The organism is Geminicoccaceae bacterium (assembly GCA_020638465.1).
Classification (GTDB): domain Bacteria; phylum Pseudomonadota; class Alphaproteobacteria; order Geminicoccales; family Geminicoccaceae; genus JAGREO01.
Map to the genome: position 1 here is coordinate 260,421 of JACKIM010000002.1, position 13,143 is coordinate 273,563.

Annotated in this window: 12 protein-coding genes; 5 read left to right on the forward strand and 7 right to left on the reverse strand. The window is 65.0% G+C overall.

Features of this window, described 5'->3' with window-relative positions; translation table 11 throughout:
• Positions 1-13: 13 nt before the first annotated feature.
• From H6851_11640 to H6851_11670, 7 genes are all read right to left on the reverse strand, one after another.
• Entirely contained in the window at positions 14-793 is a 780-nt protein-coding gene (locus H6851_11640) for a hypothetical protein (protein ID MCB9944255.1), read from the reverse strand.
• 112 nt (positions 794-905) lie between these two features.
• Positions 906-1,775, reverse strand: coding sequence for a holdfast anchoring protein HfaB (hfaB, locus tag H6851_11645; protein MCB9944256.1), 870 nt, complete (start codon positions 1,773-1,775; stop codon positions 906-908).
• A 111-nt stretch (positions 1,776-1,886) separates the two neighbouring features.
• Entirely contained in the window at positions 1,887-2,270 is a 384-nt protein-coding gene (locus tag H6851_11650) for a hypothetical protein (GenBank protein ID MCB9944257.1), read from the reverse strand.
• Between the two features lie 270 nt (positions 2,271-2,540).
• Complete coding sequence (locus tag H6851_11655) at positions 2,541-3,491, reverse strand: nitronate monooxygenase (GenBank protein MCB9944258.1); 951 nt, start codon at positions 3,489-3,491, stop codon at positions 2,541-2,543.
• Positions 3,492-3,530: 39 nt separating this feature from the next.
• Positions 3,531-5,066 (reverse strand): murein biosynthesis integral membrane protein MurJ, encoded by a 1,536-nt coding sequence (gene murJ, locus H6851_11660; protein MCB9944259.1) that lies wholly within the window; start codon positions 5,064-5,066, stop codon positions 3,531-3,533.
• Positions 5,067-5,848: 782 nt separating this feature from the next.
• A complete protein-coding gene (locus H6851_11665) occupies positions 5,849-6,520 on the reverse strand; it encodes a TIGR02281 family clan AA aspartic protease (GenBank protein MCB9944260.1) in 672 nt (223 codons plus the stop codon).
• Positions 6,517-9,246, reverse strand: a complete 2,730-nt coding sequence (locus H6851_11670) for a [protein-PII] uridylyltransferase (GenBank protein MCB9944261.1) — start codon at positions 9,244-9,246, stop codon at positions 6,517-6,519. The genes H6851_11665 and H6851_11670 overlap by 4 nt, the downstream gene beginning before the upstream one ends.
• Positions 9,247-9,340: 94 nt before the next feature.
• Between H6851_11670 and ccmD the strand changes: the two genes are divergently transcribed.
• Genes ccmD through H6851_11695 form a run of 5 tightly spaced genes read left to right on the forward strand, consistent with a single transcriptional unit; the run spans position 9,341 to position 13,066 of the window.
• Positions 9,341-9,628 carry a heme exporter protein CcmD gene (gene ccmD, locus H6851_11675; protein MCB9944262.1) on the forward strand — a complete coding sequence of 96 codons (288 nt, stop codon included), beginning with the start codon at positions 9,341-9,343 and terminating at the stop codon, positions 9,626-9,628.
• A 3-nt stretch (positions 9,629-9,631) separates the two neighbouring features.
• A complete protein-coding gene (gene ccmE / locus H6851_11680; GenBank protein ID MCB9944263.1) occupies positions 9,632-10,090 on the forward strand; it encodes a cytochrome c maturation protein CcmE in 459 nt (152 codons plus the stop codon).
• On the forward strand, positions 10,087-12,081 hold the full coding sequence (locus tag H6851_11685; GenBank protein ID MCB9944264.1) for a heme lyase CcmF/NrfE family subunit: 1,995 nt from the start codon (positions 10,087-10,089) through the stop codon (positions 12,079-12,081). Before ccmE ends, H6851_11685 begins: the two co-directional genes overlap by 4 nt.
• Positions 12,078-12,605, forward strand: a complete 528-nt coding sequence (locus H6851_11690) for a DsbE family thiol:disulfide interchange protein (GenBank protein ID MCB9944265.1) — start codon at positions 12,078-12,080, stop codon at positions 12,603-12,605. Before H6851_11685 ends, H6851_11690 begins: the two co-directional genes overlap by 4 nt.
• The gene (locus tag H6851_11695; protein MCB9944266.1) at positions 12,602-13,066 is read left to right on the forward strand and encodes a cytochrome c-type biogenesis protein CcmH; all 465 of its coding nucleotides are present in this window, start codon (positions 12,602-12,604) and stop codon (positions 13,064-13,066) included. The genes H6851_11690 and H6851_11695 overlap by 4 nt, the downstream gene beginning before the upstream one ends.
• The last annotated feature ends 77 nt before the right edge of the window (positions 13,067-13,143 follow it).

The following is a 13,143-nucleotide window of genomic DNA, read 5'->3' on the forward strand; positions in this document are numbered from 1 at the left end:
TGAACCCGAAGGATCAGGGCAGGGCGATCGGCGTGCTGGTGATGTTGACCGCGTTGCCGATGGCGGTGGCGGTGGCCGGATCCTTGAAGACGTTGATGACGTCGGTGTTGGTGGCGGTGACGTCGGCGCAGTTCTCCTGCACGATCGAGCCGATGGCCGAGCCGTCCAGGTTGAGGCTGAAGCTGTTGGCGATGGCGGTGGCGGCCGTGTTGACCTCGCCGACGCCGCGGCCCATCACGTTGGCATCCAGCGAAGCCGTGATCGATTCGCCGCTGTTGGTCTGGCGCATGTCGAAGATGGCGTCGCCGGTGGTGGTGGCGTTGACGGCGTTGCCGATGGCGGTCGAGGTGGCGTCGAGGTCGTTGCCATGCCAGGACGTGACGTTCAGCTGCGACGAAACGCTGCCGTCGTTGGACTGCGCACCTTCGAGGGACAGGCCGCCCTGGACGTCGATGTTGGCGACGTTGGCGATCGCCGTCGCGCTGGCTTCCATCTCGGTCACGCCGTTGATCGACAGGGTCTTGGTGGCGGAGATGTCGCCGGTGTTGGACTGGTAGAGTTCGACGGCGTTGTCGAGGGAGACGGGGGGAATGACGGGGATTTCGACCTCGGGGGCGACGACCTTGACGTTGGAGAGCTTCAGGCCGCTGGTGCCGTTGAGGTAGATGTCCTTGTCGAGGTGGATCTCGACCGGCGAGACGACGCAGTCGGTGCCGCAGTCCTGGGCCTGGGCGGAGACGGCGGCCGAGGCGGCCAGGACGGTGGCCAGGGCGGTGAGGGTGAACATACGCATCAGGTTTTCTCCTTGGGGGGTTGAGCGTTCGTCAGGGGCGAACCGGACCGGATGGGGGAAGCCGGCTCGCGGGGGTGGATGGAAAGGGTGGAAGGGAAGCGGCGGGCGGCGGTCAGGACCCGGTCCTGATGGCGGAGGCATCCTCCATCTGGGCGTCGGAATGGCCGAGCACGTCGCCGCAGGTGTTGCGCGGCAGCTTGTGCAGGTCGCGCATCAGCTCGAACACGCCGCGCTCGATGACCGAACGGACGGCCAGCTGGATGGGTTCGAGCGAGCGTTCGCCGAGGCCGAGGTCGAACACCTTGTTGCCGAAGAACTCGAACACGCCGGCGCGGATCTCGCGGCCGATGACCTGCTTCTGGTAGGACACCGTGTCGACCACCTTGAGCGTGCGGCTGTTCACCAGGCGCAGGTCGACGCCGATGTTCATGACGTAGGTGCGGCCGCTGCCGGAGAAGGCGTCGAACAGCAGTTCGACATTGTTCGAGCGGATGTTGTAGTTCATCTCGGTGATGCCGCCGATGATGTGGTAGTCGGACCCCTCGATCTGGCCGGCGAGGATCGGCCGGTAGCCCTTGTCCGAGGCGGGGTCGCCGATGAGCTTGTTGTCGGCCCATTTGAGTTCGAGCTCGGTGACCGAGGTGTCGAAGCGTTCGACCTGCGGGATCTTCGCCTTGCCCAGCGCGGACATCGCCATCAGGGCGGCACCCTGGGTCAGCCGCTTGCCGGTCTCGAGGTCGTCCTTGCCGGTATAGTCGAGGATCTTGCCGACGGTGACGGTGGCCGGGCCGCGGCCCTTCATCGCCATCTCCAGGGACAGGCAGGTGAGCGCGGGGGTGTAGAGCGAGGGGTTCTCCAGGACCGGGGCGCCGCCGATCGGCGAGGCGTAGTTGCCGCCGGTGGCGTAGGGATTGGTGCAGGCGGTGGCGGCCAGACAGCACAGGGCCGCCGACGCCCTCTTCAGGGAAATCTTGCTCAGCATGGTCGAACCTTTTGTTTGTTGTCGATCCGGGGATCGAGATATCGCTATCCGTCGGTGGTCAGGGGTGGAGGCCGGCCGGGCCATGGGGACGATGATGGGGGAAAGGAAGGCTCAGTTGGCCGGGCCGGCCGCCGGCTCGACGGTCTCGACATTCTTCAGCATGGCATCGGCGGTGGAACCGTCGATGGTGGTGGTGGCCCGCTGGTTGCCGGTGTTGATCTGCATCGCGTTGATCACCACCGTGGCCCCGCGGCCTGCCTGGACATTGATCAGGTTGCCGATGGCCGTGGACAGCGTCGTGCCGTAGGGCGCACGCACCTCGACCCGGCGACCCATCTCGTCGCGCAGAAACGGCATCGGGCCTTCTTCCATGCGGCCGCCGTCGACGCCGATGGGCGTCTCCAGACCCCGCCCGCGCCAGTCATCCTGGAAGGCCTCGGCCCGAACCGAAAGACCCGCCACAACAACCGCAACGCCCAATGCCAGGTAACGCATGTCTTCTTCCCGCAGAACTGTCGATCATCTTCTCGAAGTCTGCGGCAAACCCTGAAGTTCATCCCGCCGCTTCGATGAACTGCAATATCATCATTTCATCCCGTTAACGCTACAAATAAAACGATCATTCACTATTCTTTTTTATTAACGTTAATTCAAATTGTATTTTCAATGTATTTAAAATCTCGATGAATTTAATTGGAAGTATCAAGGCAATGGTTAATATTATTCATGTGTAGATAAGTGAATGCAGGCCGGTACACCTGCGGATTAACGATTCCGGGCGATTTTACCGCCGAGATCGGTTATTGCCTGCCGGTATTCCCTGTCCAGGCGGTCGACCAGTTCCGATACGGGGGGACAGTCGTCGATGCTGCCGATGCCGTGGCCGGCCGACCATATGTCTTTCCACGCTTTCTGGCCGTGATCGAGTTCCTTGCCCATGTCGGGGCGGAACGGCCTCGGCGGTGCCGCGGGATCGAGGCCCGCCTCGACGATGCTTGCGGCAAGGAAGTTGGCATTCACTCCGGAGATGTTCGGCGTATAGACGATGTCGGCCATGTGGCCCTGCCCGATCATGGCCTTGTAGCGGTCCGCCGCGGCGCTCTCGGCCGTGGCGATGAACCGGGTGCCCATATAGGCCAGGTCCGCGCCCATGGCCCGCGCCGCGGCGATGCCGGCGCCATCGCCGATCGATCCCGACAGCAGGATGCAGCCGTCGTAGAAGCCGCGGAGCTCGCGGCAGAACGCGATGGGGTTGAGCGTGCCCGCATGACCGCCAGCTCCCGCACTGACGAGGATAAGCCCGTCGACGCCGGCCTCGATGGCCTTTTCAGCATGCCGCCGGCTGATCACGTCGTGAAAGACGATCCCGCCATAGTCCTTCACCCGTCGGATGACATCGAGCCGGGCGCCGAAGGAGGTGATCACGACCGGCACCCTGCGCGCGACGCAAAGGTCGAGGTCGGCGTCCAGCCGCGTATTGGTGTCATGGACGATCAGATTGACCGCATAGGGCGCGTCCCCGGCACCGAGCGAGCCTTCGATCTCGTCCAGCCACGCGGCAAGCCCCCCGACGCTGCGCTGGTTGAGCGAGGGGAAGCTGCCCAGTATGCCGGCCCTGCAGCAGGCCACCACCAGGGCCGGGCCCGAGACGAGGAACATCGGCGCCGCAACGACGGGAAGGCGCAGGCGCCCGTGCAGGGGGGCTGGAAGTGGCAATGCGGGTCTCCCCTTTGAAGTCGTGCGTACTCCGTCACTCTACGATTTCCGGTTGCGGCTGACCATGGCCTTGAGCTCGCGCAGGTCGGTGCCGCCCAGCACCTGCACGCCTGCGAGATAGACTGCGGCCCCGGCGATGACCATGAGGGCGAGGGCGACGGCCGGGGATATCCCATCGGTCATCGCCGCCATGGTCCAGAGCAGCAGCCCCATGACGGCCGTCGCCGCCAGCATGCCGATGATCCTGCGCGCGAGGGACGGCGCGATGACCAGATGGCCGCTCCTGTGCAGGAGCCAGCCCAGCAACAGCACATTGATCCAGTTCGATATCGAGGTTGCAAGGGCGATGCCGACATGCCGGAGCGGCCCTATGAGGATCGTGATGAGCAGGATGTTCACAAGGAGGCTGGCCGCCGCGACCTTCACCGGCGTGCGCGTGTCCTCCCGGGCGAAGAAACCGGGTGCGAGCACCTTGATCAGCACATAGGCCGGCAGTCCCGTGGCGAAGGCCATGAGCGCACCGGCCGTGGCCGCGGTGTCGGCCGCCGAAAAGGCCCCGCGCTGGAACAGCACGCCGATGATCTGCGGACCGATGGCGATCAGGGCCGCCGCCGCCGGCAGGGTCAGCAGCAGGGCCAGCTCGATCGAGCGGTTCTGGGTCGCCATCGCCGCCCGATGCTGGCCCGCGCGCAGCTGCCGGCTCAGCATCGGCAGCAGGGCCGTGCCGATGGCGATGCCGATGATCCCCAGCGGTAGCTGGTTGAGGCGGTCGGCATAGAACAGATAGGAGATCGATCCCGCCGCGAGACCCGATGCGAACCAGATGTCGACGATCAGGTTGATCTGGTAGACCCCCGCACCGATCGCACCCGGCACGACCAGCGCGAACAGCCGCCTGATGCGTGGAGTGATCTTCGGCCGCTTCAGCGCCAGCGCCATGCCGTTGCGCCGTGCGGCCATCACCACCCAGGCGAGTTGCAGTACGCCCGCCACGGCCACGCCCCAGGCCAGCGCATGGGCCGGGCCATCGGGGTGCAGGCTCGAAAGCATCAATGCGCTGATCAACACCAGATTGAGCAACACCGGCGCGAACGCCGCCGCGGCAAACCTGCCGATGGCATTGAGCACACCGCTGAACAGTGCCGCCAACGAGATCATCATCAGATAGGGAAAGGTGATCCGGCTCAGTTCGACCGCCAGCCTGAACCGTTCGCCATCGGGTTCGAAACCATGCGCGATCAGGCGCACGAAACCGGGCATGAAGATCTCGACCAGCAGCACGGTCGCCAGCAGCACGGTGGTCATCACCGCCAGCGCCTCCTCGGCGAACCGTCGCGCCGGCTCCCTGCCTTCCCCCTCCAGCGTGCGGGAAAACAACGGCACGAAACCGGCATTGAACGCGCCTTCGGCAAACAGCCGGCGCAGGAAGTTCGCCAGCTTGAAACTGACGAAGAACGCGTCTGCGGCCACGCCGGCGCCGAGCATGAAGGCGATCAGCAGATCGCGCACAAATCCCGTGATCCGCGACAATGCGGTGAACGACCCGACCGTGAACGCAGCCCTGACGATGTTCATGCCATCCCCTCGAAATTGGCGCGCGCCGGTTTAGCAGTGTCGGATGGGGATGCCGATAGCGAAGAACGGAATACGGCCGTGGCGGCCGGGGAGTGTGGCTTGTGAAACCTCGGATTGCCTCCAATTTTCGTAGAATTTTATCGATCGGGGCGAATCGGGCGCGCGCGTGTGATGGCTCTTGCGGTGGGGAAGGTCTCCACGGGGGAGGGATGGCGCTCCGGGATGCATGGCCTGCCGTCCGCAGTGGCCGGGTATCGGCCGGAGCCACAACCGCAACGCGCATGTAGTGAAGGGCTACAGGTGCGGCGGGAGCGGCCGCGATGGGGGCAGGCCGCATCCGCTGCCACGCCTCGCGCCGATGGGTGCGATGGGCCAGTTCGGCATCGACCGTCCGCGGGCCTTCAACCTCGTCCAGGTACATCATCCGCCAGAAATCGCGGTAATACCCGGCCGCCATGATGGCAAAACGCAACTGCCGGGCGAGATCGCCGCCCCTGAGCGTGGCGTAGCAGAACGAACCCGCCGGTATCCGCAGGAAGCCGGGCAGGGCCGCCTCGCGGACCCCGCCATGCGCCCTGCGCCGCGACACCAGCAGCCAGCCCAGCAGCAGGAGCCGCCCCAGGCACAGCAACAGGATCTCCCGCCCCGCCGACAGCGGCGGGCGCACGGGATTTCCGGCAGGAACGGGGCTCGGGGCACATCGTGTCATGCTCCCGTACCTGCCATGAACCCTATCGAAAAGTCAAGGAAATAATTCCTTTAACTTCACGAGTGCGAACCTGTCATCGTTGCAGGATCAGGAGATCGCCCTCGAAGCGGTAGCTGGCGAGGCGGCTGAGGAAGGTCATGCCCAGCAGCGAGCCCTGCATGCGGCCATCGCCGAGGACGACCGCACGGATGTCGCGATAGGTGATCGGGCCGATGGTGACCTCGTCGAGGCGTATGGGGGCCACTTCGGCGCGGCCATTGGCCGTGCGTACCTGTCCGGAATAGTCGAGGGTGCCGGGGTCGAGGCCGATGGCCCGGGCATCCCGGGCGCTGAGTGCCACCATCGAGGCACCGGTATCGACCAGCATGCGCAGCGTCGTGCCGTTGACGATGACGGAGGCGTGGAAATGACCGTCCTCGCCCCTTGCCAGGACAGCCTCGCCACCGCCGCTTTCCACCACCATGCCCGGAACGAGACCGGCCAGGATGCTCCGGCCGGCCCGCCCGAAATCGTGACGCAGGGTGTAGCCGGCGACCAGGACCAGCAGCCAGATGACCGCATGTTTCACCGAGTCCTTCCAGTTCTGGCGGAAGATGCCGAACAGGGTTGCACCGACCACGGCGATCCATATCACGTAGTAGACGAGCCGCACCGGGTCGTTCCCGCCATCGAGCGTGCCGGGGAAGAGCCGGGACAGCAGCAGGACGAGACCGCCGGCGGCAGCGGCGATCGCGAGATAGATCATGACGGTATCTCCAGAATGCCGTGCAGCATCTCGCGGGTACGCCGCTGCTTGCCCTTGTGGATGACCTTCATGCCGAAGATGTCCTTGACGTAGAAGACGTCGACGACCCGCTCGCCATAGGTGCTGATATGGGCGGAGTTGATGACCAGCCCGAGTTCCTTCAGCGCCTTGGACAGGTCGAACAGAAGCCCCGGCCGGTCGCGGCCGTTGACCTCGATGATGGTGTGGGTGCGGCTCGCCTGGTTGTCGATGAGCACGCGCGGCGTGACCTTGAAGACTTCGGTGCGGGCGGGCAGGGAGCGGCGACCGGCCAGCTCCTTCTCCAGCCGGATCTCGCCGGCAAGCGCCCGCTGGACGTTGCGGCGGATGCGGTCGAGCCGGCTGCCGTCCTCGACGGCCGAACGGCGCTCGGCATCCTGGCATCCCAGCATGTCGAGAGCCATGCCGTCGGAGGTGGTGAAGATGTGGGCGTCGACGATGCTCACGCCGGAAAGGGCGAGGGCGCCGGCGACCTTCATGAACAGGCCGGGATGGTCGGCGGTGTAGATGGTCATTTCCGTGCGCGCGCGAAAGCTGTCGACGAAGAAGTCGACGGCGAGCGGGCTGTTTTCCGCGTCGGCCCTGCGGATGGTGGTGGCATGACGCATCTGCGCCTGCGGGGTCATGCTGAGGAAATAGCGCGGGTCATGACGCTGTTCGTTGCGGCCGACCTCCTCCTCGCCCCAGCCCTCGGCCAGCAGCGCGCGGCGCAGCACGTCCCGGGCATGGTCGACCCGTTCCTGGCGGCGCCCGGACGGATTTCCCGAGGACATCGCCGCCTCGGCCTCGTGGAACAGCTCGCGCAGCAGCTGGCCCTTCCAGCCGTTCCAGACACCGGGTCCGACGGCGCGGATGTCGGCGGCGGTCAGGATCAGGAGCAGGCGCAGCCGCTCGGGCGACTGGACGATGGCCACGAAGTCCTGAATGGTCTTGGGGTCCTCAAGGTCGCGCTTGAAGGCATAGCCGCTCATGACGAGGTGTTGCTGCACCAGCCACTCGACCGTTTCGGTGGAGCTTTCGGAAAGTCCCATGCGCGGGCACAGCCGCCTTGCGATGCGGGCGCCGATGTCGCTGTGATCGCCGCCACGGCCCTTGCCCAGATCGTGCAGCAGCACGGCGACGTAGAGCTCGGTCCGCAGCTGGATGCGCGGCATCAGCCGGGTGGCCAGCGGCAGTTCCACGGAGAGCTCGCCGCTTTCGATCTGGTGGAGGATGGCGATGGCCCGGATGGTGTGTTCGTCGACGGTGAACACATGGTAGAGGTTGTGCTGCATGAGGGCGACGATGCGGCCGAAATCGGGAATGAAGCGGCCGATGACTCCGGCGTCGTTCATGCGGGTCAGGGCGATCGCCGGATCGCTCCGGTCGGTGAGGATTTCGAGGAAAAGCCGGTTGGCCTCGGGGCTGGTGCATACCGACCTGTCGATCCGCTTGAGATTCTGCGATATGGCGGTCAGGGCGGTGGGGTGGATGTCGAGATCCCGGGCCTGGGCGATGCGGAAGAGCTCGATCATGCGTACGGGCTCTTTCTCGAAGAGATGCGTATCGGCCAGTGTCAGCCTGCCGCCCGCCACCTCGAAGCCGTCGATGCGCTGCCGGCCGAAGCCCAGCCGGTGCAGGCTGAAGCGCGGCTTGCGCCGGTGCTGCTCCTCGAAGGCCGCGCAGAAGATGCGCGTGAGGACGCCGACATTCTTGGCGACGAGGTAGTAGTGCTTCATGAAACGCTCGACGCCGAGCGTCCTGCCGCGGTCGCGATAGTTCATTCGCCGGGCGATCTCCGGCTGGAGATCGAAGGTCAGGCGCTCCTCGGCCCGTCCGGTGAGGTAGTGGAGCTGGCAGCGCACGCCCCACAGGAAGCGCTGCGACCGGCGGAAGGTGCCGAGAGCTTCCCTGGTCAGCACGCCATGTTCCACCAGCCGGGCGGGATCGTCGGTATCGTAGAGGAAGCGGCCGAGCCACATCAGCGTGTGCAGGTCGCGCAGCCCGCCCTTGCCCTCCTTGATGTTGGGTTCGAGGAAGTAGCGGCTGTCACCGACCCGTTCGTGGCGCGCATCCCGTTCGGCGAGCTTGCCCTCGATGAACGCCTGTTCGTTGCCGCTGACGACATCCTGCCGGAAGCGCCGCTGCAGGTCCTCGAACAGCGAGGATGATCCCCAGACCAGCCGCGCCTCCAGCAGGGCCGTCTCGACGGTGAGGTCGCTGCGCGCGAGCTTGATGCATTCGTCGACCGAACGGGTCGCCTGGCCGACCTTGAGGCCGAGATCCCACAGCTTGTACAGCAGGAACTCGGTCATCTGCTCCAGATGCGGGGTGATCTTGTAGGGGTGGAGGAACAGCAGGTCGATGTCGGAGGCGGGGGCCAGTTCGGCCCGCCCGTAGCCGCCGACGGCGACGAGCGCGAAATCCTCGCCCAATGTGGGATTGGACAGGCGGAACAGATATCGCGATGCGAAGGTCATCGCCGCCTGAAGGACGGTGTCCATCAGCTGCGCATTCTGGCGGTGCACCGCCGCCGGGTCGCCATTCTCCTCGAAATTGTCGCGGATGATGGCATGGCCGCTGTCGAGGGCCTCGCGCATGCGCACGAAGATCGTGTGGGCATTGGCCTCGCCTTCGGCGGGTGTCTCCTCAAGGGTGGCCCGGATGATGTCGAGTTCGAGTTTCCTCACGTTCCTGCAATCCGGCAGCGACGATCCAGCATCTTGCTCTCATTCCTTCGCAGTAGCATAAAACCATGCGCGTGGTCGCGGGGCGGTCTCCGGCATGTCGTCACGATCGGACATGTCTCATGCCTCCCCTTCAAAAAGTCCGGGAGAATTCGAAGCCTTGACGGATTTCATCGCCATGGGCGGCTACGGCGCCTACGTCTGGTCGGCATTCGGTTTTGCCGCTGTCTGCATGGTCGGGTTGTTCTGGCAGAGCTGGGGCGCTTCGAGAAGGAGTGCTGTCGAGCTCGAGGATCTTCGCCGCGAGCTGCGTCCCCGTCCGGCACGCGGCAGGCCGGCTGCACCCCTGCGGCCGAAGCGTGCTGCGTCGCTGCAGCCGGAACGGGCCGATGGCGGGAGTTGAAGCATGAGATTCCGCAAGAAACAGCGAATGGTCCTGGTCCTGGTGGCGTTGCTGCTGCTGGGTGGTGCCTCCGCACTGATCCTGACCGCTTTCAGCGACAATATCACCTTTTTCGTTTCTCCGACGCGTCTCCAGGCGATGGAGGTCGACGAGAACCAGCGCCTGCGCATTGGCGGGCTGGTGGTCGACGGCAGCGTCAAGCAGCAACCCGACGGCAGCGTCCTGTTCGACGTCACGGATGTCAACCATGCCGTCACCATCCGCTTCGCGGGGGTCCTGCCGGATCTGTTTCGCGAGGGACAGGGCATCATCGCCCAGGGGTACCTGGGAGGAGACGGTGTGTTCATCGCCGACGAGGTGCTGGCCAAGCACGACGAGAACTACATGCCCAAGGAACTGGCCGACGAGCTCAAGGCGCAGGGCTACTGGAAACACAATGAGGACGGGGAAACGGCACAGTGACGGCTGAACTGGGACATCTCGCACTTGTCATGGCGTTCGTGATGGCCATCGTCCAGTCGACCCTGCCGATGGCGGGTGCCGCGCGCCGGGATCCGTTCCTGATGGGAACGGCGACGACGGCGGCGTTGGGCCAGTTCGTCTTCGTCAGTCTCGCCTTTGCCGCACTGCTGCACGGATACGTCGTCTCCGACTTCTCGATCGCCAACGTCTACGCCAACTCGCACTCGACCAAGCCGCTGATCTACAAGATCAGCGGAAGCTGGGGCAATCACGAGGGGTCGCTGGTCCTCTGGGTGCAGATCCTCTCGCTGTTCGGCGCTTCCGTGGCCGTTTTCGGCCGCAACCTCCCGGCTCCGTTCAAGGCCCGCACGCTCGCCGTTCAGGGCATGATCGGCGTGGGCTTCCTTGCCTTCATGCTGCTCACCTCCAACCCCTTCCTGCGGCTCGACCCGGTACCCACGGACGGAATGGGGCTCAATCCGATCCTCCAGGATCCCGGCCTCGCCATGCATCCGCCGATGCTCTATCTGGGGTATGTCGGTTTCTCGACGACCTTCTCGTTCGCCATGGCGGCGCTCATCGAGGGGCGCGTCGACGCGAGCTGGGCCCGCTGGGTGCGGCCCTGGACGCTGGCCGCCTGGATAGCGCTCACCTTCGGCATCGCGCTGGGCTCCTGGTGGGCCTATTACGAGCTGGGCTGGGGCGGATGGTGGTTCTGGGACCCGGTGGAGAATGCCTCCTTCATGCCATGGTTGGCAGGAACGGCATTGCTCCATTCGGCGATTGTCGTCGAAAAGCGAGAGACGCTGAAAAGCTGGACCATCCTGCTGGCCATCCTCACCTTCTCATTGTCGCTGCTCGGCACATTTCTGGTGCGCTCGGGCGTTCTCACCTCGGTCCATGCCTTCGCCAGCGATCCGGCGCGCGGTGTCTTCATTCTCGGACTGCTGATCGTCGCCATCGGCGGATCGCTGGCGCTCTATGCCTGGCGCGCCCCGACCATGCAGGGGGGAGGGCTGTTCGCCCCGATCAGCCGCGAAGGCGCCCTGCTGCTCAACAACCTGCTGCTCGCCACCGCCACCGCCACCGTGCTGCTCGGCACCCTCTATCCGCTGTTCCTCGATGCCGTCGGCGGCCCGAAGATTTCCGTTGGTCCGCCATTTTTCGATGCCACTTTCGTACCTCTCATGCTGCCACTGCTTGTCGCCGTGCCGATTGGCAGCACACTGGCATGGAAGCGGGGCGACATTGGTGGCGTGCTGGCACGGTTGAGCGCCGCCCTCATGGCCGCCGCGGCCGTCGGTGTGACGACGGCGCTGTACATCGACTGGGCCAGTACGCTGGCCGCGCTCGGCTTCACGCTGGCCACCTGGCTCGTACTGGGTTCGCTCAACGACCTCGCCCAGCGCATCGGCCTGCTGCGCATGCCGCTCAGGCGCAGCCTCGAACGGCTCTCCGGTCTGCGCGGATCGGCCTGGGCGGTCATCATTGCCCATGCCGGGCTTGGTATCGTCGTTGCCGGGATCACCGCCTCCAGTGCCGGCCGGAGCGAGCGCATCCTGACGATGACGGCCGGCGACGAAATCGGCATCGCCGGCTATACGGTCCGGTTCGACGGCGTGCAACCCGCAAAGGGGCCGAACTACGAGGGGCTTCGCGGCACGTTCTCGGTCACCCGTGATGACCAGCCGGTGACGACGCTGTACTCCGAAAAGCGCTCCTTCCCGGTGGAGGGAAGGTCGACCACTGAAGCCGGTATCGACACCAACCTGTGGCGCGATCTCTATTTCGTGCTCGGTGACGAGAGCGCTCCCGGCAGCTACACGGTCCGCCTCTATCACAATCCGCTGGTGCTCTGGATCTGGCTGGGGGCGGGAATCATGGGCGTCGGCGGGTTGTTCTCGCTGGCTGACCGGCGTTTCCGCATCGGCGTACCGAAGACCAACCGCGCGCTGCGGGAAACATCCGGGGTCGCCGGAGCCAGCGCATGAGCCGTCGATGGTTGTATATTATTCCGGTCGTTGCGTTTGTCGCCATTGCCGGCTTCCTGGCGATCGGCCTCACGCAGGATCCGGGCGTCCTGCCCTCGGCCCTGCTCGACAAGCCGGCGCCGGAGTTCGACCTGCCGGGGCTCGAAGGGATGGGGCTGGCGACGTCGGATCTCGCTGAAGGACAGGTGACACTGGTGAATGTCTTCGCGTCGTGGTGTGTGCCTTGCCGGGTCGAACACCCGTTCATCACCAAACTCGCCGAAGAGGGAGTGCGGGTCGTCGGCATCAACTACAAGGACAAGCCCGAGGATGCCCGCGCCTGGCTGAACCGCCATGGCAATCCCTATGACCGCATCGGTACGGACAGGGATGGACGCGCCGCCATCGACTGGGGTGTCTATGGCGTGCCCGAATCCTTCATCGTCGATGGCAAGGGGATCATCCGCTACAAGCAGGTCGGCCCGATCCAGGAACGCGACCTGCGTGATACCATTCGCCCCATCCTCGGACATCTGGAACAATGAGGTTCTGCATAATCCTGTTACTGGTCCTGTCGGTCGTCCTTCCCGCGAGGGCGGGGGTCACGCCGGATGAGGTCCTGGCCGATCCCGCGCTTGAGATGCGTGCCCGCGAACTGGGCAGGGAACTGCGGTGCCTGGTATGCCAGAACCAGTCCATCGACGATTCCGACGCTTCGCTGGCCCACGATCTGCGGGTGCTGGTCCGCGAACGCCTGGTCGCCGGTGACACCGACCAGCAGGTTCGCGACTACCTCGTCGCGCGCTATGGGGAATTCGTGCTGCTGGAGCCACCCGTACAGGCCAGCACGTGGCTTTTGTGGGGCGGCCCGTTCGTCATTCTCATTCTCGGTGCGATCCTGGTATTCGTGTTCGTCCGCCGCCGGCCTGCCGGAATGGCCGAGCCGGAACCGCTGGACGATTCCGAACGTGCGCGATTGCAACAACTCAACCCGGACCAGCCTTAAAGCTTTAGAAAACTTTCGTATGTTAGCTTGAGGACATGTTAGTCATTCGACCATCGATCAACTGTATGGCGAATAAA

Bases quoted from the DNA above. Each gene is read 5' to 3' on its own strand.
- H6851_11695 (MCB9944266.1), top strand. From the start codon at position 12,602: ATGAGGTTCTGCATAATCCTGTTACTGGTCCTGTCGGTCGTCCTTCCC.
- ccmD (MCB9944262.1), top strand. From the start codon at position 9,341: ATGTCTCATGCCTCCCCTTCAAAAAGTCCGGGAGAATTCGAAGCCTTG.
- H6851_11690 (MCB9944265.1), top strand. From the start codon at position 12,078: ATGAGCCGTCGATGGTTGTATATTATTCCGGTCGTTGCGTTTGTCGCC.
- H6851_11665 (MCB9944260.1), bottom strand. From the start codon at position 6,520: ATGATCTATCTCGCGATCGCCGCTGCCGCCGGCGGTCTCGTCCTGCTG.
- murJ (MCB9944259.1), bottom strand. From the start codon at position 5,066: ATGAACATCGTCAGGGCTGCGTTCACGGTCGGGTCGTTCACCGCATTG.
- H6851_11650 (MCB9944257.1), bottom strand. From the start codon at position 2,270: ATGCGTTACCTGGCATTGGGCGTTGCGGTTGTTGTGGCGGGTCTTTCG.
- H6851_11640 (MCB9944255.1), bottom strand. From the start codon at position 793: ATGCGTATGTTCACCCTCACCGCCCTGGCCACCGTCCTGGCCGCCTCG.
- ccmE (MCB9944263.1), top strand. From the start codon at position 9,632: ATGAGATTCCGCAAGAAACAGCGAATGGTCCTGGTCCTGGTGGCGTTG.
- hfaB (MCB9944256.1), bottom strand. From the start codon at position 1,775: ATGCTGAGCAAGATTTCCCTGAAGAGGGCGTCGGCGGCCCTGTGCTGT.